This window comes from Nocardioides sp. AX2bis (genome assembly GCF_902506435.1).
In the GTDB taxonomy this organism is placed as follows: Bacteria; Actinomycetota; Actinomycetes; order Propionibacteriales; family Nocardioidaceae; genus Nocardioides.
Window position 1 is genome coordinate 1,581,942 of record NZ_LR733215.1, and the last position, 19,462, is coordinate 1,601,403.

Consider the following 19,462-nt stretch of genomic DNA (forward strand, 5'->3'; position numbering starts at 1 on the left):
CCCTCATCCGGCGCAGGTGTCGCCTCCGGCGCGAACCAATCTCACCGGGGGACCTTTGTGGGGTTCCCACAACTTCTGGACATCCGGGGCCAGGGTGTCAGCCCGCCTGCCGCCCCAGCACGAGGGCGAGCTGCAGGGTGAGGGCGTCCCGGGGGTCGTGCGGGTCCAGGCCGGCCACCTCGGCCACCTGTCGCAACCGGTAGCGCACGGTGTTGGGGTGGACGAAGAGCCCGCGCGCGGTCGCCTCCGTGGAGCCGGCGTGGGCGAACCAGGCGGCGAGCGTGGACACCAGGATGTCGCGCTCGGCTGCGAGCGGGCGGTAGACGTCCTCGACCAGGTGCCGGCGGGCGTGGCCGTCGCCGGCCATCACCCGCTCCGGCAGCAGGTCCACGCTGGGCACCGGGCGGGGCGCCTGGGGCCACCCGGTCGCGGCCCGGTAGCCGGACAGGGCTGCCCGCGCCGACAGGTGGGCCCGGGTCAGGTCGGTGACGACGGGGCCGACCACGACGGGCCCCGGGCCGAAGGTCGGCGCCACCGCGGCCGCAGCGGTGCGGGCCTCGCGGACACCGCCGAGCAGCACGACGAGGCGCTCGCCCTGGACCGCGCACAGCGCGTCGAGGCCGGCCGCACGGGCGCACCGGCGCACCTCCTCGAAGAGCCCGGTCTCGGCGGCCGGGTCACCGACGCCGGCCGCGACGTCGCCGAGGACCACGGCGACCTCGCCCCGGGCCTCCCAGCCGACCGCGCTGGCCCGGGACAGCACGGTCTCGTCGGCCTCGGCGCGGAGCACGGCGTCGACGACCAGGGCCTCGAGCCGGGCGTCCCAGGCCCCGCGCGCCTCGGCGGCGCGGGCGTAGACCTCGGCGGTGGCGAAGGCGACCTCGCGGGCGTAGCGCGAGACCGCCACCTGCAGGTCGGGTGCGTCGGCGGGGTCGACCATGGCGTCGACGTTGCTCTCGACGACCTCGATGGTGAGCCGGACCAGGTCGACGGTCTGGGCCAGCGTGATGATGCCGGCCAGGGTCCGCGGTGCGGCCCCGAAGACCGACGCGGCCAGCGCCGGACCGTGCCCGCCGTGGTCCGGCGCGCCGGAGGTGGCCTCGCCCCGCCGCAACCAGTCGGCGAACCCGCGCACACCGGCCTGGAGGATCAGGCCGACCCAGGACCGGTTCTCGGCGTCGAGGTCGGAGAACCAGGCGTGCTCGGCCTCCATCCGGGTGACCGCGGCGCTGCTCAGGGAGCCGGTGGACCGCGACACCGCGCTCGCGCAGCGCTCGCGCCACTCGGTACGCCGCGCGGTGGCGGGCCCCTGCGGTGCTGGCACCCCGCGACCCTAGCCCTCCGGGGCGGCCGGGGAGCTGTCGACCCGGATCCGGCACACTGGACCGTCGGCCACCGCCGGCAGGAGAGAATCGGCGAACTGCAGGATCCCGCAGGGCCGGCGTGGTTGAATCCGAGACCAGTCCCCTCCCAGGAGGCCCCGGTGCCCCAGACCCAGCACGCCTCGCGCCACGAGGTGCAGTTCGTGACGGTGCACGGTCACCGGCGCGCGTACGTGAAGGTCGGCTCGGGACCCGTGCTGCTGCTGCTGCACGGCCTCGGCTGCGACCACACCACCTGGGAGCCGGTGATCGACCGGCTGGCCGAGCGCTACACGGTGCTGGCCCCCGACCTGCTGGGCCACGGGCAGTCGGCCAAGCCCCGGGCGGACTACAGCCTCGGCGGCTACGCCAACGGCATGCGCGACCTGCTCACCGTCCTCGGCATCGACAAGGTGACCGTGGTCGGGCACAGCTTCGGCGGCGGCGTGGCGATGCAGTTCTCCTACCAGTTCCCCGAGCGCACCGAGCGGCTGCTGCTGGTCTCCTCCGGCGGCCTGGGCCCCGAGGTCAGCCCGGTGATCCGGGCCATCACCACGCCGGGCTACCACCACGCGATGGGCGTGCTGACCATGCCGGGCGTACGGCACGTCGGCAAGGCCGGGCTGCACCTGCTGAGGGCGACCGGCTCGCGGCACACCCGCGACCTGGCGGAGGTGGCGGCGATCTACGAGACCTTCACCGACCCGAACGCCCGGCACGCGATCCGGCACGTCGTGCGTGCCGTGGTCGACTGGCGCGGGCAGATCGTCACGATGGCCGACCGGGCCTACCTGACCGACGCGATGCCGATGGCGGTGGTCTGGGGCCGCGACGACCACGTCATCCCCGTGCTCCACGCCGCCAACGTCGCCGCCCTGGCTCCCAAGGCGCGCGTCGAGGTCTTCGAGGACGCCGGGCACTTCCCGCACAAGGACCATCCCGAGCGGTTCGCCCGCTCGGTCGACGAGTTCGTCCGCGGCACCCGGCCCGCCACCTACTCGCGGGCCAAGTGGCGCGCCCTGCTGCGCGGCGGCCTGGACGCCGCGCCGCCGCCGACGCTGACCAGCGTCGAGACCGCCTGAGCGACGGCCGGGCGACCGGCCACCTGCCGCAGCCTGACGTACGACGCACGACGGCCGGGCCCCCTCGCGGGGACCCGGCCGTCGTGGCGTGCGGCGCGTCGGCGCCACCGATCAGGCGTCGCCGCCCTCCTGCTTCACGTCGGACACCGCGGTGGGGTCGTCGATGCGGTACTCGGCGAAGGCCTTCTCGACCTGGCCGCGGTCGACCTGGCCGGCGTCGGCGAGCGCCTGCAGCGTCTGCACCACGACCGACTCGGCGTCGACGTGGAAGAAGCGCCGGGCGGCCGGGCGGGTGTCGGCGAAGCCGAACCCGTCGGTGCCCAGGACGCGGTAGTCACCGGGGACCCAGCGCGCGATCTGCAGCGGCACCGCGGCCATGAAGTCGGTGACCGCGACGGTCGGCATCGAGGAGTCGCCCAGCTTGGCGGTGACCCACGGCGTACGCCCCTCGTCGCCGGGGTGCAGCAGGTTGTGCTCCTCGGTGGCGACGGCCTCGCGGGCCAGCTCGTTCCAGGAGGTCACCGACCACAGCTCGGCGGTCACGCCCCAGTCCTCGGCGAGCAGGCGCGCGGCCTTCTCGATCCACGGGTAGGCGATCCCGGAGGCCATCAGCCGCACGCTCGGCCCGTCGCCCTCGGCGGCGGAGATGCGGTGCATGCCCTTGAGCAGGCCCTCGTGGTCGAGGTCCTCGGGCTCCTTGGGCTGCGAGACCGGCTCGTTGTAGACCGTCATGTAGAAGATGACGTTCTCGCCGTCGGGGTGCTCCTCGGTGCTGCCGTACATCCGCTCGAGGCCGCTGCGCATGACGTGCGAGACCTCGTAGGCGAACGCCGGGTCGTAGTGCACGACCGCCGGGTTGGTCGCCGCGAGCAGCGGCGAGTGGCCGTCCGCGTGCTGCAGGCCCTCGCCGGTCAGCGTGGTGCGGCCGGCGGTGGCGCCGAGCAGGAACCCGCGCGACATCTGGTCGGCCATCGCCCAGATCGAGTCGCCCGTGCGCTGGAACCCGAACATCGAGTAGAAGATGTAGAACGGGATCATGTGCTCGCCGTGCGTGGTGTAGGCCGACCCGGCCGCCGTCGCCGAGGCCATCGCGCCGGCCTCCGAGATGCCCTCGTGCAGCATCTGGCCCTGCTTGGACTCCTTGTAGGAGAGCAGCAGCTTGCGGTCCACCGACTCGTAGCGCATGCCGCCGGGGTTGTAGACCTTCGCGCTCGGGAACATCGAGTCCATCCCGAAGGTGCGGTACTCGTCGGGGGCGATCGGGACGATCCGCTGACCGATCGCGGGGTCCTTCATCCAGTCCTTGAGCAGGCGCACCGAGGCCATCGTGGTGGCGACCTTGTTCTTGCCGGAGCCCTGCTTGAGCTCGGCGTACATCGCGTCACCGGGCAGGTCGAGCATCGTCGCGCGGTTGACCCGGCGCGGGACGGAGCCACCGAGGGCCTTGCGGCGCTCGAGCATGTACTGGATCTCGTCGGAGTCCTTGCCGGGGTGGAAGAACGGCGCCGCACCGGTCTCGTCGTAGGACCGCTCGAGGTCGCGGTCCGAGATCGGCAGGTAGAGCCGGTCCCGGAACTTCTTCAGGTCGTCCGGGGTCAGCTTCTTCATCTGGTGGCTGGCGTTCTTGCCCTCCAGCCCGTCGATGGTCCAGCCCTTGACCGTCTTGGCCAGGATCACCGTCGGCTGCCCGGCGTGCTTCTTGGCCGCGTCGAAGGCCGCGTAGACCTTGCGGTAGTCGTGGCCGCCGCGGGGCAGCTTCTGGATCTGGCCGTCGCTCATGTGCTCGACCATCTTGCGCAGGCGGGGGTCGACGCCGAAGAAGTTCTCACGGACGTAGTCGCCGGTCTCGACCGAGTACGTCTGGAAGGCGCCGTCGGGCGTGCTGTTCATCCGGTTGACCAGGACGCCGTCGACGTCGCGGGCCAGCAGCTGGTCCCACTCGCGGCCCCAGACGACCTTGATGACGTTCCAGCCGGCACCGCGGAAGGTCGACTCCAGCTCCTGGATGATCTTGCCGTTGCCGCGCACCGGGCCGTCGAGCTGCTGCAGGTTGCAGTTGATGACCCAGGTGAGGTTGTCGAGCTCCTCGCGCGCGGCCACGCCGATCGCACCCAGCGACTCGGGCTCGGCCATCTCGCCGTCACCGAGGAACGCCCAGACGTGCTGCTGGTCGGTGTCCTTGATGCCGCGGTTGTGCAGGTAGCGGTTGAACCGGGCCTGGTAGATCGAGTTGATCCCGGTGAGACCCATCGAGACCGTGGGGAACTCCCAGAACTCCGGCATCAGGCGGGGGTGCGGGTAGGAGGGCAGCCCCTGGCCCTTGCCGTGCTGCACCTCCTGGCGGAAGCGGTAGAGCTGCTGCTCGTCGAGGCGGCCCTCGAGGAAGGCGCGCGCGTAGACCCCCGGGGAGCCGTGGCCCTGGATGTAGACCTGGTCGCCGCCGCCGGGGGCGTCCTTGCCCTGGAAGAAGTGGTTGAAGCCGACCTCGTAGAGGGAGGCGGAGGACTGGTAGGTGGCGATGTGGCCGCCGACCTCGAGGCCCTTGCGGTTGGCGCTGGAGACCATGACGGCGGCGTTCCAGCGGATGAACGCGCGGATCCGGCGCTCGGCCTCCTCGTCACCGGGGAACCACGGCTCCCGCTCCGGCGGGATCGAGTTGATGTAGTCGGTGCTGCGCAGCGCCGGCACGCCGACCTGCGTCTCGCGGGCGCGCTCGAGGAGGCGCAGCATCACGTAACGGGCACGGTCGCGGCCGCGCTCGTCCAGCATGGAGTCGAAGGAGTCGATCCAGTCCTGGGTCTCCTCCGGGTCGATGTCGGGGAGCTGGGTGGGCAGGCCCTCGTGGATCACCGAGACCCGCTCGGGGCGCGTGGTCGCCCCCGGTGCCGTGTCGGTGTCAGGGGTCGTCTTCTGCTCGGTCACGCTCCCATCGTCGCACGCGCGCGGGGTGCACGGAATCTACCCGCGAGTACGCCGGCAGCGCCCGCGCGGCGCACGTCACGGCAGGTCAGCGGCGCGCGGGGTTGCGCGGCCGGGCCAACTCCGCTGGACTGTCCATCGGACCGGGCCGAGACCCGCGTCCTCGACGACACCGGACGCGCGCTGCAGCCGCGACCATCACGCACCACACGTAGGACGGCACCACGCCGACAGGAGGCACCAGTGAGCTCGACCGCGGGTGGCGGGTCCACCCAGACAGGCCCCACGACCGGACCCGCCGAGAGGCTGGGTCTGAAGTCCGGGATGGTGGTCCAGGAGCTGGGCTGGGACGACGACGTCGACGAGGAGCTGCGCGCCTCGATCGAGGACACGCTGGACGCCGACATGGTCGACGGCGAGTACGGCAACGTGGTCGACACCGTGCTGCTCTGGTGGCGCGACGACGACGGGGACCTCGTCGACGGGCTCGTCGACTCCCTCACCGACCTGGTCGGCGGCGGCGTGATCTGGCTGCTCACCCCGAAGGTGGGCCGCCCCCGGTCGGTGGACGCCGCCGACGTCGCCGAGGCAGCCCCGATCGCCGGCCTCGCCCAGACCACCTCGGTCACCGTGAGCCGCGACTGGGCCGCGACGCGGCTCGTCGCGCCCAAGCCCCCGGCCTGAGGGACTCGGCCCACACGCCACCGGCCCCGCGCGGGGGGACGCGGACGTCGTCCGGGACGTGGCAGGCTCTGCTGCTGCTCCCTCCTTCCGACGACGTCAAGGACCGCCCGTGCTCCAGAACCTCGCCCTCCGTGCCGGCAACGCGGCCGTCAGCCTCAAGGTGCTTGCCGGCGCCGGCGTCATCAAGCCGTACTCGCCGGTGGTGCTCGCCCGGCTGCTCACGACCCTGAAGGGGTGGGGGACCGGCCCGGCCGGTGGCTTCGCCACCCTGGCCCTGCGCGAGCCGGACAGCGTCGGTCTCGTCGACGAGCTCGGCTGCCTGACCTTCGACGAGATCCACCGCCGCTCCAACGCGCTGGCCCGCGCCCTGCGCGCCCGTGGCGTGGGGGAGGGCGACTCCGTCGCGCTGATGTGTCGCAACCACCGCGGCTTCGTCGACGCCACCGTGGGGGTGGCCAAGCTCGGCGCCGACATCCTCTACCTCAACACCGCCTTCGCCGGCCCGCAGCTGGTCGAGGTGCTCGAGCGGGAGAGCCCGGTCGTGGTCATCCACGACGAGGAGTTCACCGAGCTCCTGGCCGAGGCGCACGTGGAGAAGCGGGTGGTGGCCTGGGTCGACGGCGACCCCGACGACCTCGGCGGCGCCGACGTGCTGGAGCGCCTCATCACCGGCGAGGACGACCACGACCTCGAGCCGCCCCAGCGGCACGGGCGCATCGTGATCCTGACCTCCGGCACCACCGGCACGCCCAAGGGAGCCCCGCGCAACGAGGCCGGCGTCGACGCCGCCGTCTCGCTGCTAAGCCGGATGCCGCTGCGCCGGGGCTGGCGCACCCACATCGCCGCCCCGCTGTTCCACACCTGGGGCTTCGCCCACTTCGCCCTGGCCATGCTGCTCGGCTCCACCGTCGTGCTGCGCCGCTCCTTCGACCCCGAGCAGTGCCTGCGCACCACCGAGGAGGAGCGCTGCGACTCCCTCGTGGTCATCCCGGTGATGATCCAGCGGATGCTCGGCCTCGATCAGCAGGTCCGCGCCCGCTACGACCTGGCTCGCGTCAAGGTCGTGGCCGCGTCCGGCTCGGCGCTGCCCGGCGACCTGGCCACCACGTGGATGGACGAGTTCGGCGACAACCTCTACAACATCTACGGCTCCACCGAGGTGGCCTGGGCCTCCATCGCCACGCCCGAGGACCTTCGCGAGGCACCGTCGTCGGCCGGTCGCCCGCCGCACGCCACCGTGGTCAAGATCCTCGACCAGGACGACCAGGAGGTGCCGCACGGGGAGTCCGGGCGGATCTTCGTCGGCAACGGTCTGCTCTTCGAGGGCTACACCGGCGGCGGGCACAAGGACGTCGTCGACGGGTTGATGTCCAGCGGCGACGTCGGACGCTTCGGCGACGACGGCCGGCTCTACGTCGAGGGCCGGGACGACGAGATGATCGTCTCGGGCGGCGAGAACGTCTTCCCGCAGGAGGTCGAGGGCTGCCTGACCGACCACGCCGACGTGACGGAGGCCGCCGCGATCGGGGTCGACGACGAGGACTTCGGCAAGCGGCTCAAGGCGTACGTCGCGCTGCGCGACGGGGCGACGACCACCGAGGACGACCTCAAGGCGTGGGTGAAGAAGAACCTGGCGCGCTACAAGGTGCCGCGCGAGATCGTCGTGATCGACGAGCTGCCGCGCAACGCGACCGGCAAGATCCTCAAGAAGGACCTCGCCGGGATCGGCGAGGAGGACGGGGACACGTGAGCGAGCAGGGTCTGCGCATCGGCGGACCGGCCCCCGACTTCACCCTGCGCGACCAGTTCGGGCAGGACGTGACCCTGTCGTCGTACCGGGGTCACAAGTCGGTGGCGATCCTGTTCTACCCGTACGCCTTCTCGGGCGTCTGCACCGGGGAGCTGACCGCGGTGCGCGACCGGCTGGCGGAGTTCGTCACCTTCGACTCCGAGGTGCTCGCGATCTCCTGCGACCCGCTCTACGCCCTGCGGGCCTTCGCCGACACCGACGGGCTCAACTTCCCGCTCCTGTCGGACTTCTGGCCGCACGGCGAGGTCGCCCGCGCCTACGACGTCCTGGACGAGGCGCGGGGGGCGCCCCGGCGCTCCTCCTACGTCATCGACCGCGCGGGGACGGTGCGCTGGTCGGTGCACAACGCGATGCCCGAGGGCCGCGACCTCGACGAGCACCTGCGCCAGCTGCACGCGCTGGACTAGGCCGGGACTACCGCGCCCTGGCCACCCGACCTACGCTCGTCCCTGATGGACCGCTGGCGACCCGAGACGCCGGCGGTCCGTCTCTGTCTTCCCGCCCGCGTGCTCCCGCCCGGCAGGGGTTAGTCTGTCGGCGCCCGTCGGCCGCCACGCGCAGGCCCGGGCCGGGGCGTATAGCTCAGCGGTAGAGCGCTTCCCTTACAAGGAAGATGTCGGGGGTTCGATCCCCTCTGCGCCCACGTCGGAAATTAGTTCCGTCCCAGACCAATCCGGTCCGCCGTCGGTGTCGAAGGCCGCGTGATGCGAGTCACTCGCAGCCACCCTCCTCCAGGACGGACACCCAGCATGAGCGACACCAGCAGAAGGAAGTTCCTCGCCGCCACCGGCGTCACCGCAGCCGTCGGGGGCGCCGCTCTCGTCGGCACCGCGTCGGCCGCCTCGGCCAAGCCCAGCGCGCGCGCCGCGCGCGAGCGCGTGCTCGTGCTCGTGGACGACCCCAAGAGCGACGTCGTCACGCTCCTCGTGGGCGAGGACGAGGTCGTCGTGCGCGACCGCGACCTCGTGACCCGCATCCTCAACGCCGCAGGAGGCACCCGATGAGCAGCCACCGCGAAGCACCGGAGATCTCCAAGGACCCGGTCGCCGACGGCACCGACGTCTACGCCTTCCGCAACCCGAACCGCCCTGACAACGTGGTCCTGATCGCGAACTTCCTGCCGCTGCAGCAGCCCAACGGCGGCCCGAACTTCTACGAGTTCGGCGACGACGTCCTGTACGAGATCAAGGTCTCGAACCGCAACGACAACAAGCCGGCGGTCACCTACGAGTTCAAGTTCACGACCGAGGTCAAGGGCGAGTCCTTCCTCTACAACACCGGCCCGATCGAGTCGGTCGGCAGCGAGAACTGGAACCGCCCGCAGTTCTACAGCGTCACCCGGGTCAAGAACGGTCGCCGGCGGGTCCTCGCCGAGCGGCTGCCCACCCCGCCGGTCAACGTGGGGACGCGGAGCACCGGTGACTACGCCGCGCTCGCCGAGGAGGCCACCCACACCCGTCGTGGTCGCCGCTTCTTCGCCGGCCAGCGCGCCGACGCCTTCCACGTGGACCTCGGCAGCATCTTCGACCTCGGCGCGCTGCGTCCGTTCAACGAGAACCACCTGGTCCCGCTCGCGAACATGGACGGCATCAACTCGGTGCAGTCCTACAACGTCCACTCCATCGCCCTCGAGGTCCCGATCAAGGAGCTCACGCGCGACGGGTCCACGCCCACGAACCCGGCGGCACGCAAGTCCGTCATCGGCGTCTGGGCGACGGCGAGCCGTCGTCGTGCGCGCACCTGGAACCCCCAGACCGGCTCCTACGAGGGCACCGGTCCCTGGGTCCAGGTCTCGCGCCTGGCCAACCCGCTGTTCAACGAGGTCATCGTCCCGATGGGGGAGAAGGACCGCTGGAACGCCGTGGCCCCCTCGCAGGACGCGCCGTTCCGCAAGTACGTCCAGACCCCGGAGCTCGCCGGCCTGCTGCCGGTGCTCTACCCGGACGTCTTCCCCAACCTCGAGGCGTACGACAAGCCCCGGGCGGACCTCGACGCGATCCTGCTGACGGGCATCCCGTCCGGCGTGGTCCCCGGGTTCCAGAACTACACCGGGCCCAACCCCGCCGACCTGCTGCGTCTGAACGTGGCGATCCCGCCGAAGGTGCAGGGCGACGAGGGCTACAGCAACTTCGGTGTGGTCGGGGGCGACCTGTCGGGCTTCCCCAACGGTCGCCGCATCGACGACGAGGTCGTGGCCATCGAGCTGCGGGCCGTCGCCGGGGTCACCATCCCGCTGGTGGACCCCTCCTTCACGCCGGACGGCGCCGCCGGCCAGCTCACCGACGGCACGGAGAACACCAACGCCGACCTGCTGGACGACTTCCCGTTCCTCGGCCTGCCGGGCGGCGGCTACCAGACGGTGCCCGGTACGACCACCGCCGAGCCGACCAACCCCGACGGTGGCCAGGGCACGGCGGCGCGGCGTTGACCGAGCACCCGCGCCCTCCGGACTCCCCGGAGAACCCCGACGCCGGGCAGGGCATGGTCCTGCTCGACATCGGGGGTGACGTGGGTGCCCTGATCGTGGTGATGCCGACCGACCTGGTCGGTCACGAGGTCGAGGTGCTCGCCGAGGGCGAGCACCCGTCCGGGCCCCAGGCCGAGCACGGCCACGGTCACGGCCACGGTCACGGTCACGGGCACGACGACGGAGCACCGCAGCACGTCGCCGTCGTACGCCGTCCGCTGGGGCCGGGGCGTGAGGTGCCGGCCCTGGTCTACCCGGCGCTGCGCGAGGGCGCCTACCGCCTGGTGCCGAAGGGCTCGACCACGGTCGTGCTCGAGGCGACGGTCCGCGGTGGCGAGGTCACCACGCTCGACTGGCCCGTCTGAACCCTCCGTCCCACCTCCATGAGAGGTCTCCCACCGTCGCCCGTCGACGGTGAGAGGCCTCTCATCGGTGTCTCACGCCGGCTTCACCGCGGGCCAGCACAGTGGTGTCCACACCCGGGGAGGAACCCTCCGTACCCGGGTCCCACCCCGCGAGAGGACACCACCATGAAGCGCTCCACCCTCACCGTCGGCACCACCTTCACCGCCGGGCTCGTCGCCGCCGGCGTGCTCGCCTTCCCGCTGTCGGGTGCGGCCTCCGCCGCCGCTGACGACCTCCTCAAGCGCGACGAGGAGACCGCCGACGTGGTGCTCGTCGACGACGAGGACGACGACGACACCGGTGACCGCGACCTCACCCAGCTCACCCGCGACGACGTCGCGGACGACGGCTCCGAGGTCCCGACGAACGACCGGACCATCGGCGCGACCAGCGACCAGACCAACGGCGACCAGACCAACGGCGACCGGACGAACGCCGACCAGACGAACGGCGACCAGACGAACGCCGACCAGACGAACGGCGACCAGACGAACGACGACGCCGACGACGTCACGAACGATCAGACCGGCGACGACGACCAGACCGGCGACGACGACCAGACCGGCGACGACGACTGACGGCCGCGGGACGGCGGAGGACGACGACGTGACCGGGCGCGACGGGCGCTGGCGCTTCCGCGACGGTGACCGGATCACCGACGCGCTGACCGCGGTGCGGCTGCTCGGCGGCGGCTCGGCCTACGAGGCGTACCTCGCCTTCGACGAGATCACCTACGGCCCGGTCGTGGTCAAGGTCGTCCGGCCGGACCAGGTCGCCGACCCGCACAGCCTGCGTGGGCTGCGGCGCGAGGTCGACACGCTCGCGCTGGTGAACCACCCGGCGGTGGTCCGCGGCCTGCGCCACGAGCTCGCCGGGGAGCGCCCGCACGTCGTGCTCGAGCACCTCGACGGGCCCCGCCTGTCCAGCCTCGTCCGGCGGTACGGCCCGCTGCAGGAGGCGCAGTACCTGCCGCTCGCGGTGGAGATGGCCTCGGCGCTGCACTACTTCGGCCACGTCGACGTGGTGCACCTCGACCTCAAGCCGAGCAACATCATCATGGGCGCCCCGGCGCGACTGATCGACCTCTCGGTCGCGCGCTCGACGGCCGCGGCCGCGGCACTGACCGGGCGGATCGGGACCGACGCCTACATGTCTCCCGAGCAGTGCGCCCCCGGCTCGCGCGGTACCCCGGGTCCGGAGAGCGACGTGTGGGGGCTCGGCGCGACCCTCTTCGAGGCCGTCGCCGGCCACCGGGCCTTCGCCGACCCCCGGCCGTCGGCCGGCGAGCCGGAGGAGCAGTACCCCCAGCTGGTCGACCGCCCCTCCCCGCTGCCCGACCGGGTCCCTGCTGCGGTGGCCACGATCATCCAGGCGGCGCTCGAGCAGCGCCCCGCCGACCGCCCCGCGCCCCACGAGGTCGCCGCCGCGCTCGAGCCGGTGCTGGCCGCGCAGCCGGCAGCCCGCCTGACCTTCTCCGTCCGCGGCTGAGGCGCGAGCGACGACGATAGGCGTGGAGGGGCGAGCGCAGGGCCTCGGTGGTCGAGGAGCGAGCGAAGCGATCGTCACGAGACCAGGACCCCGCCGGTGGTCGAGGAGCGAGCGAAGCGAGCGTCACGAGACCCAGAACCACGGTGGTCGAGGAGCGAGCGCAGCACCCGCGGTGGTCGAGGAGCGAGCGCAGCGAGCGTCACGAGACCAGGACCCCGCAGGTCGAGGAGCGGCCGCGCCCCCAGTGGTCGAGGAGCGAGCGAAGCGAGCGTCACGAGACCCTTACCCGCAGGTGGTCGAGGAGCGAGCGAAGCGAGCGTCACGAGACCCAGGACCCCGCTGGTCGAGGAGCGAGCGAAGCGAGCGTCACGAGACCCAGAACCCCGCTGGTCGAGGAGCGAGCGCAGCGAGCGTCACGAGACCCACACAGCGACTGTTACTGAACGTTTGATCGAATGCGACCGCTCTGCTTGTGCAGAACCGCCTCTGACCTGTGGAAACAGCCAAGTACTGTCGGCGGCGAGTGCTTGAATTGATCCATGGCCACCACCGAGGACACCACCACCGGGCACCCCGTCCCGTGCGGTGTCCGCGCCCTCGCGGCGAGCGTGACGGCCTTGGCCGAACGGCCGTTGTTCGCGTTGGACGCCGCGACCACCCGCGACACCATCCAGGCGCTGGCGGTCCTGGAATCGAAGGTCACCTCCCTCAAGCTCGCCGTCTTCGCCCACGCCGACGAAGTCCAGGTCGGCTGTGAGGCGCGGATCATCCCCGTGGTCCTCGGCGGAAACGGTGAGGTCCTCCACCAGGGCAAGGCCCGACGCAAGTACACCGCCGCGCAGACCTACGCCATGCACGCCCGGGACAAGTCCTGCACCGCGAAGGGCTGTGACTGGCCACCGGGGCTGTGTCACGCCCACCACGACACGATGTTCTCGAAAGGTGGGAAGACAGACATCGAGGACGGACGGCTGCTCTGCCCGCACCACCACGCCCGCGCCCACGACCCCGCCTACGACATGACCATCCACGCCGACAACAAGGTCACCTTCCACCGCAGGACATAGGCCGAGGGTCTCGTGACGCTCGCTTCGCTCGCTCCTCGACCACCGGGTGCTGCGCGCCGTAGACCACCGGGTGCTGCGCGCCGTCGACCACCGGGTCCGCGCGCCCTCGACCACCGGGTCCGCGCGCCCTCGACCACCGGAACGCCGGGGGCGCGCCGCGCGTCGATGTGTGGATCGCGCTCACCTGGTGGATGCAATCCACACATCGACCCCTTGCCCGGTCTCGTGACGCTCGCTTCGCTCGCCCACCGGGGCCACCGCCCTGTCCGAAATCGTCATCTCGAGGCGCCGCGAGCGTCGTCTCGAGGCGCCGGAAGCGTCATCTCGGCTGTCCGCGAGCGTCATCTCGGCGGGGCGGTGTCAGGGGTTGAAGCGGTAGCCCATCCCGCGGACGGTGCTGATCACCTGGGTGCCCAGCTTCTTGCGGAGGTAGCCGACGTAGACGTCGACGACGTTCGAGCCGGGGTCGAAGTCGAAGCCCCAGGCGTGGTCGAGCAGCTGCTCGCGCGAGAGCACCTGGCCGGGGTTGAGCATGAAGATCTCGGCGAGCAGGAACTCGCGGGCCGAGAGGTCGATGGCGCGGCCGTGGACGGACGCGCGGCGGGTGCGGAGGTCGAGGCGGACGTCGCCGGCCTCGAGGGCCTCCTCGCGGGGGCCGGCCGCGGCGTCGTTGGCCTGGCGCAGGCGCAGGCGTACGCGGGCCAGCAGCTCGGCGAAGCGGAACGGCTTGGCCATGTAGTCGTCCGCGCCGCCCTCGAGCGCCGAGACGGTGTCGTTGACCGAGTCGCGGGCGGTCAGCACGATGACCGGGACGCGCGAGCCCTGGGCCCGCAGCTGGTCGAGCACGTCGATGCCGTCGAGCCCGGGCAGGCCCAGGTCGAGCACCACCAGGTCGTGGTCGTCGTCCAGCGCCAGCTCCAGGGCCTGCTTGCCGTCGCCGACGACCGTCGTCAGGTGGCCCTCGGCGCGCAGCCCCTTGTCCAGGAACGAGGCGATCCTCGTCTCGTCCTCCACGATCAGGATCCTCGCCATGTCTCCTCGGTCTCCTTGCTGTGCTGGGTGGGGTCGGGGGTGGTCGGGGGGAGGGCCTGTGCGAAGGGTGCCCTGTCGGTGGTGTCCACGCCGTCGCTGGTCGCCTCGGTCCGGGTGTCGCCGGTGTGGTCGCGGCTGTCGTCGCCGTCGCCGTCGGGCTGCACGAGCGGCAGCGTGATCACGAAGCGGGCGCCGCAGGGCGCGCCCTGATCGTCCGTGCCGTCCTCGACGTGCGCGGAGCCGTGGTGCGCCGCGGCGATCGCTCCGACGATCGACAGGCCGAGGCCGAACCCCTCGTCGCCCCGGGGGACGACGGAGCGACCGAACCGCTCGAAGATGCGGCCCCGGTCCGCGGCCGGGACGCCGCGCCCGGTGTCGCGCACCCACAGCCGGGCACGGTCGCCGTCGGTGTCCGCGCCGAGCGCGACGACCTGGCCGGGGGCGGTGTGCTTGACGGCGTTGTCGGCCAGCTGGAGCAGGGCCTGCGCGATCCGCTGCTGGTCGAGCACGACCTTCTCCCGGCTGCTGGCGTCCAGCCGCCAGTCCCGGGGCCCCATCGCGGTGGCCTTGGCCAGGGTGCTGGAGACGAGCCGGTGCAGGCGTACGGGCTCGGGGTGCAGGAAGTCGGGCCGCTCGCTCTTGGCCAGCAGCATCAGGTCGCGCACCAGGCGGCTCATCCGGTCGATCTCGTCGAGCAGCAGCTCCTGCGTCTCCCGGACCTCCGCCGGGTCCTCGGGGTCGAGCAGCTCCAGGTGGCCCGAGAGCACGGTCAGCGGCGTCCGGAGCTCGTGGCCGGCGTCGTCCAGGAACTGCCGCTGGGCGACGAAGGCGGTCTCCAGGCGGCCGAGCATCCCGTTGACGGTGCGGGTGAGGGCGGTGATGTCGTCGTTGCCCCGCTCCGGGATGCGCTGGGACAGGTCGGTCTCGCCGATCGACTCGGCCGCCGTGCGCAGGGTGCGCAGCGGCGCCAGCAGCCGCCCGGAGAGCCACGCGGCGACCGCGGTCACCAGGAGGAGGAGGACCAGCGCGACCAGGGTGTAGGTGCGCATCGTCTCCAGCAGACCGGACCTCGCGCGGTCCAGGAAGGTGCCGACGACGAGCGCGCCCTCGCCGCCGTCGGCCCCGAAGCGGACGGTCTGCACGTCGAGCTGGAGGCGGCCCTCCGGGGTCTCGATGACGGTCGTCCCGTTGTCGGCCAGCAGCGGGCCCACCGCGGCGTCGAAGGACGGGTCCATGACGATCTCGTCGTTGCCGAAGGAGAAGCTCCGGGTGGAACCGTCCCACCAGCCGGCGAGCAGCTCGGTGTCGTCGGGGACGTTGCGGGCCAGGAAGGTCCGCAGGAGCTGCTCAGGGCTGACGAACGGTTCTCTGGTCTCGGGGTCGAGGCCACCGCGCAACCCGTCGAGCTCGGCGAACTCCTGGTCGATCTCCGCGGTGATCTCCTCGGCACGACGCTGGTCCTCGAAGGTGTAGACCAGCAACCCGGCCGAGGCCAGCGACAGGGCGACGAGCAGAGCGGTGGCCACGGTGAGACGGGTGCGCACGGAGACACCCGGGCGCCTCGCCCGGGTGTCGTCGTCGGGACCCGCCGTCGTCACCGGCGCGGCTCGGTCGTCGGCTCAGGTGTCGGGTCAGTCGTCGTCATCGTCCCCGCCGTCGTCGTCATCGTCGTCATCGTCGTCGTCCACGTCCACGGGCTGCGGGATGACCGGTTCGGGTCCGTCATCGTCGTCATCGTCCTCCTCCACCACCGGGGGGACCGGTGTCGGGCGGGGCGTGGGTGCCGGCTCGGGGACGAAGCGCTGCCCGGGTCGTACCTCGGTGCCGGTCACGGTGGTCGTCTCCGGCCCGGCGCCTCGGTCCGCGCTCTCGCTGATCACGATGGTCTCCCGCGGGCTGCCCGAGGTGTCGTTGGCCGCGAGCGAGCCCGCGACGAAGCCCCCCACCGGCAGCAGCACGGCGAGGGTGATCAGGACCTTGAGCATCGCGGACACGGTCCGAGCATCATGGCCGATCGTGGGTGTGGTGTGAGAGCCCGATGAGAGGGCTCTCATCTGCGCCTCCCTCCGGCGGACGACCAACGCCGCACCAACGCTCACCCGACTAAGGTGACGCGGGTCACCGCACCCTGCCCGCTGCCCGCCAGGAGGACCTGTGCTCGTCCCGTTCAGCGTCAACGACTTCATCGACCGCGCGGTCCAGGTGTACGGCGAGCGGGTCGGCGTGGTGGACGAGCCGGACCAGCCGGCGCCCAGCCTCGGCTCGCCGACGTACGCCGAGATCGGGGAGCTCGCGCGGCGGCAGGCCGCGAAGCTCGACGAGCTGGGGATCGCCGTGGGGGAGCGGGTCGCGGTGGTCAGCCACAACAGCGCCCGCCTGCTGGCCGCGTTCTTCGGCGTCTCCGGCTCCGGCCGGGTCCTGGTCCCGGTCAACTTCCGGCTGCGCCCCGACGAGGTGTCCTACATCGTGGCCCACAGCGGTGCCCGGGTGCTCTACGTCGACCCCGAGCTCGACGAGGCCCTGGCCGACGTCACGGCCGAGCACCGCTTCGTGCTCGGCCAGGACGAGCACCTCTACGCCCCGGCCGACGTCGCGGACCCGGTGCCGTGGGAGCCCGACGAGAACGCCACGGCCTGCATCAACTACACCTCCGGGACCACCGCGCGGCCCAAGGGCGTCCAGATCACGCACCGCAACATCTGGGTCAACGCCACGACCTTCGCGCTGCACACGGCCGTCACCGACCGCGACGTCTACCTCCACACGCTGCCGATGTTCCACGCCAACGGCTGGGGCATGCCGTTCGCGATGACCGGGCTCGGGGTCAAGCAGGTCGTGATCCGCAAGATCGACGGCGCCGAGATCCTGCGCCGCGTCGCGGAGCACGGCGTCACCGTGATGTGCGCGGCGCCCGCCGTGGCCGCCGCCGTGCTCGACGCCGCCCAGGACTGGGAGGGCGAGATCCCGGGGCGCGACAAGGTCCGGATCATCATGGCCGGGGCGCCGCCGCCGACCAAGACCGTGGTGCGGGTCCAGGAGGAGCTCGGCTGGGAGTTCATCCAGATCTACGGCCTCACCGAGACCTCCCCGCTGCTGACCGTCAACCGGACCCGCGCCGAGTGGGACGACCTCCCGGCCGAGGAGCGTGCCGCCCGGCTCGTGCGCGCCGGCGCGCCGGCGATCGGCGTACGCCTGTCGATCTCGGAGAGCGGTGGCGAGGAGGGCACCGGCGGCGAGGTGCTGGCGCGCTCCAACGTGGTGCTCGAGGGGTACTGGGACCAGCCGGACGCCTCGGCGGTGGCGCTGGCCGACGGGTGGTTCCACACCGGCGACGGCGGCACGATCGGCGAGGACGGCTACCTGACCATCAGCGACCGCAAGAAGGACGTGATCATCACCGGCGGCGAGAACGTCTCCTCGATCGAGGTCGAGGACGTGCTGTTCTCCCACCCGGCCGTCTCGGAGGTGGCGGTGATCGGCGTCCCGAGCGAGAAGTGGGGCGAGACGATCAAGGCGCTCGTGGTCCTCGTCGAGGGCCAGGAGGCGACCGAGGCCGAGCTCGTGGCGTGGTGCAAGGACAAGGCGGCCGGCTACAAGGCGCCGACGTCGATCGAGTTCCGCGACGAGCTGGCGCGCACGGCGACCGGCAAGCTGCAGAAGTTCAAGCTGCGCGCGCCGTACTGGGAGGGCCGGGACCGGCAGGTCAACTAGCCGGTCGACGGTCGGCGCGGGCCTCAGCCGCGGCGCTGCATCTCCTCGGCCTCGCGCTCGTCGACCCGGCGCTGCAGCCCGCACCAGGTGCAGTCGACCTGGTAGCGGGTGCCCGCCGGCACCAGCGGCACCCAGAACAGCGTGAACCTGCGCCTGATCCGGGTCAGCCGCTGCGCGGCGAGCTCGTGGCCCTGCGGGCACGGCACGCGGAGCATCGCGAGGACGGAGGCGTAGGACTTGAACCCGAAGATGAGCAGCACGCCGGGAGCGTACGGCGGGAGGCCCTCACCCTAGGCTCGCCCCATGCCCGTGCTCTCCGAGGTCGTCGCCCTGCTCGACGCGTGGTACCCGCCCGGCACGGCCGACTCGTGGGACCGGGTCGGCCTGGTCACCGGTGACCCGGACCAGGAGGTGCGGCGGATCCACCTCGCCGTCGACCCGTCCCCGGCCGTCGTCGCTGAGGCCGTGGGCGCCGGCGCGGACCTGCTGCTGGTGCACCACCCGCTGCTGCTGGCCGGCGTCCACGGCGTCGCGGCGACCACGCCCAAGGGCCGCAGCGTGTCCGCCCTGGTGCGCGCCGGGTGCGCTCTGCTGACCGCCCACACCAACGCCGACCAGGCGTACGCCGGGGTGTCCCACGCCCTGGCCGACGCGCTCGGCCTGCGCGACCAGCAGCCTCAGCGACCGCTGCCCGCCCCCGCCCTGGACCAGCTGACCGTCGCCGTCCCGGCGCCCGAGGCGGCCGCCCTGCGGGCAGCGCTGGCCGCCGCGGGGGCGGGTCGGATCGGTGACTACGACCAGGCGTCGTTCTCCGCCGCCGGGACCGGCCGGTTCCGGCCCCTGGACGGGGCGACGCCGACCATCGGGACGGTCGGCACGCCCGAGGAGGTCGACGAGGAGCAGGTCCAGGTGGTGCTCCCGCGCCGCGACCGCTCCGCCGTGGTCGCAGCGATGGTGGCCGCGCACCCGTACGAGGAGCCGGCCTACGCCCTGGTCGAGCTCGCCGACCCCGGCCTCGGGTCGACCGGCACCGGCCGCGTCGGTGACGTGGCGCCGACGACCCTGGCGGAGTTCGCGGCCACCGTGGCCGCCGCCCTCCCGGCGACCGCGCACGGCGTCCGGGTCGGCGGGGACCCGGACCGGGTGGTGCGCCGGGTGGCGCTCTGCGGCGGCGCCGGGGACTTCCTGCTGGACTCGCTGCGGTCCGGCGACGCCGACGTCTACGTCACCAGCGACCTGCGCCACCACCCCGCCTCGGAGTTCCTGGAGCACGACGGCCCGGCGCTGGTCGACGTGGCCCACTGGGCCGCGGAGTGGACCTGGCTCCCGGTCCTGCAGCGGCGGCTGGCCGAGGCGCTGGGCGGTACGGTGGACACCCACGTCAGCACCCTGGTCACCGACCCCTGGACCTTCCGGGTCGACGCCCCGCACTGACG

18 protein-coding genes and 1 tRNA gene are annotated in these 19,462 nt (G+C 72.4%); 13 read left to right on the forward strand and 6 right to left on the reverse strand.

Annotated elements, in window-relative coordinates; translation table 11 throughout:
* Window positions 1–97: 97 nt before the first annotated feature.
* Window positions 98–1,324, reverse strand: coding sequence for a PucR family transcriptional regulator (locus tag GV155_RS07530; RefSeq protein WP_236554142.1), 1,227 nt, complete (start codon window positions 1,322–1,324; stop codon window positions 98–100).
* Between the two features lie 159 nt (window positions 1,325–1,483).
* Between GV155_RS07530 and GV155_RS07535 the strand changes: the two genes are divergently transcribed.
* Complete coding sequence (locus tag GV155_RS07535) at window positions 1,484–2,443, forward strand: alpha/beta fold hydrolase (protein WP_236554144.1); 960 nt, start codon at window positions 1,484–1,486, stop codon at window positions 2,441–2,443.
* A 111-nt stretch (window positions 2,444–2,554) separates the two neighbouring features.
* On the opposite strand, the gene aceE is transcribed toward GV155_RS07535, so the two are convergent.
* Window positions 2,555–5,365, reverse strand: a complete 2,811-nt coding sequence (aceE, locus tag GV155_RS07540) for a pyruvate dehydrogenase (acetyl-transferring), homodimeric type (protein ID WP_160006668.1) — start codon at window positions 5,363–5,365, stop codon at window positions 2,555–2,557.
* Between the two features lie 240 nt (window positions 5,366–5,605).
* Between aceE and GV155_RS07545 the strand changes: the two genes are divergently transcribed.
* The 10 genes from GV155_RS07545 (at window position 5,606) to GV155_RS07590 (ending at window position 13,283) form a co-directional block, all read left to right on the forward strand.
* Window positions 5,606–6,046 (forward strand): DUF3052 domain-containing protein, encoded by a 441-nt coding sequence (locus tag GV155_RS07545; protein ID WP_160006670.1) that lies wholly within the window; start codon window positions 5,606–5,608, stop codon window positions 6,044–6,046.
* 109 nt (window positions 6,047–6,155) lie between these two features.
* Window positions 6,156–7,796, forward strand: coding sequence for an AMP-binding protein (locus GV155_RS07550; RefSeq protein ID WP_160006672.1), 1,641 nt, complete (start codon window positions 6,156–6,158; stop codon window positions 7,794–7,796).
* Complete coding sequence (locus GV155_RS07555; RefSeq protein ID WP_201300101.1) at window positions 7,793–8,263, forward strand: peroxiredoxin; 471 nt, start codon at window positions 7,793–7,795, stop codon at window positions 8,261–8,263. The genes GV155_RS07550 and GV155_RS07555 overlap by 4 nt, the downstream gene beginning before the upstream one ends.
* A gap of 164 nt (window positions 8,264–8,427) precedes the next feature.
* Window positions 8,428–8,499, forward strand: a tRNA-Val gene (locus GV155_RS07560).
* Between the two features lie 106 nt (window positions 8,500–8,605).
* Entirely contained in the window at window positions 8,606–8,860 is a 255-nt protein-coding gene (locus tag GV155_RS07565) for a twin-arginine translocation signal domain-containing protein (RefSeq protein ID WP_160006674.1), read from the forward strand.
* Window positions 8,857–10,284, forward strand: a complete 1,428-nt coding sequence (locus GV155_RS07570) for a DUF4331 domain-containing protein (RefSeq protein WP_160006676.1) — start codon at window positions 8,857–8,859, stop codon at window positions 10,282–10,284. The genes GV155_RS07565 and GV155_RS07570 overlap by 4 nt, the downstream gene beginning before the upstream one ends.
* On the forward strand, window positions 10,281–10,688 hold the full coding sequence (locus tag GV155_RS07575) for a hypothetical protein (protein WP_160006678.1): 408 nt from the start codon (window positions 10,281–10,283) through the stop codon (window positions 10,686–10,688). Before GV155_RS07570 ends, GV155_RS07575 begins: the two co-directional genes overlap by 4 nt.
* A gap of 165 nt (window positions 10,689–10,853) precedes the next feature.
* Complete coding sequence (locus GV155_RS07580) at window positions 10,854–11,306, forward strand: hypothetical protein (protein WP_160006680.1); 453 nt, start codon at window positions 10,854–10,856, stop codon at window positions 11,304–11,306.
* Window positions 11,307–11,334: 28 nt separating this feature from the next.
* Complete coding sequence (locus GV155_RS07585) at window positions 11,335–12,216, forward strand: serine/threonine-protein kinase (protein ID WP_160006682.1); 882 nt, start codon at window positions 11,335–11,337, stop codon at window positions 12,214–12,216.
* A 539-nt stretch (window positions 12,217–12,755) separates the two neighbouring features.
* A complete protein-coding gene (locus GV155_RS07590) occupies window positions 12,756–13,283 on the forward strand; it encodes an HNH endonuclease signature motif containing protein (protein ID WP_160006685.1) in 528 nt (175 codons plus the stop codon).
* A gap of 360 nt (window positions 13,284–13,643) precedes the next feature.
* Here GV155_RS07590 and GV155_RS07595 read toward each other — a convergent pair whose 3' ends face one another.
* From GV155_RS07595 to GV155_RS07605, 3 genes are all read right to left on the reverse strand, one after another.
* Entirely contained in the window at window positions 13,644–14,315 is a 672-nt protein-coding gene (locus GV155_RS07595) for a response regulator transcription factor (RefSeq protein WP_160006688.1), read from the reverse strand.
* Window positions 14,300–15,859 (reverse strand): sensor histidine kinase, encoded by a 1,560-nt coding sequence (locus GV155_RS07600; protein WP_160006691.1) that lies wholly within the window; start codon window positions 15,857–15,859, stop codon window positions 14,300–14,302. The genes GV155_RS07595 and GV155_RS07600 overlap by 16 nt, the downstream gene beginning before the upstream one ends.
* Before the next feature lie 87 nt (window positions 15,860–15,946).
* On the reverse strand, window positions 15,947–16,309 hold the full coding sequence (locus tag GV155_RS07605; RefSeq protein ID WP_160006694.1) for a hypothetical protein: 363 nt from the start codon (window positions 16,307–16,309) through the stop codon (window positions 15,947–15,949).
* A 160-nt stretch (window positions 16,310–16,469) separates the two neighbouring features.
* Here GV155_RS07605 and GV155_RS07610 point away from each other — a divergent pair, with 160 nt between their 5' ends.
* The gene (locus GV155_RS07610) at window positions 16,470–18,026 is read left to right on the forward strand and encodes an AMP-binding protein (protein ID WP_160006697.1); all 1,557 of its coding nucleotides are present in this window, start codon (window positions 16,470–16,472) and stop codon (window positions 18,024–18,026) included.
* 23 nt (window positions 18,027–18,049) lie between these two features.
* Here GV155_RS07610 and GV155_RS07615 read toward each other — a convergent pair whose 3' ends face one another.
* Window positions 18,050–18,286, reverse strand: coding sequence for a zinc-ribbon domain-containing protein (locus GV155_RS07615; RefSeq protein WP_160006700.1), 237 nt, complete (start codon window positions 18,284–18,286; stop codon window positions 18,050–18,052).
* Between the two features lie 43 nt (window positions 18,287–18,329).
* On the opposite strand from GV155_RS07615, the gene GV155_RS07620 reads away from it, so the two are divergent.
* Window positions 18,330–19,460 carry a Nif3-like dinuclear metal center hexameric protein gene (locus tag GV155_RS07620; protein WP_160006703.1) on the forward strand — a complete coding sequence of 377 codons (1,131 nt, stop codon included), beginning with the start codon at window positions 18,330–18,332 and terminating at the stop codon, window positions 19,458–19,460.
* The last annotated feature ends 2 nt before the right edge of the window (window positions 19,461–19,462 follow it).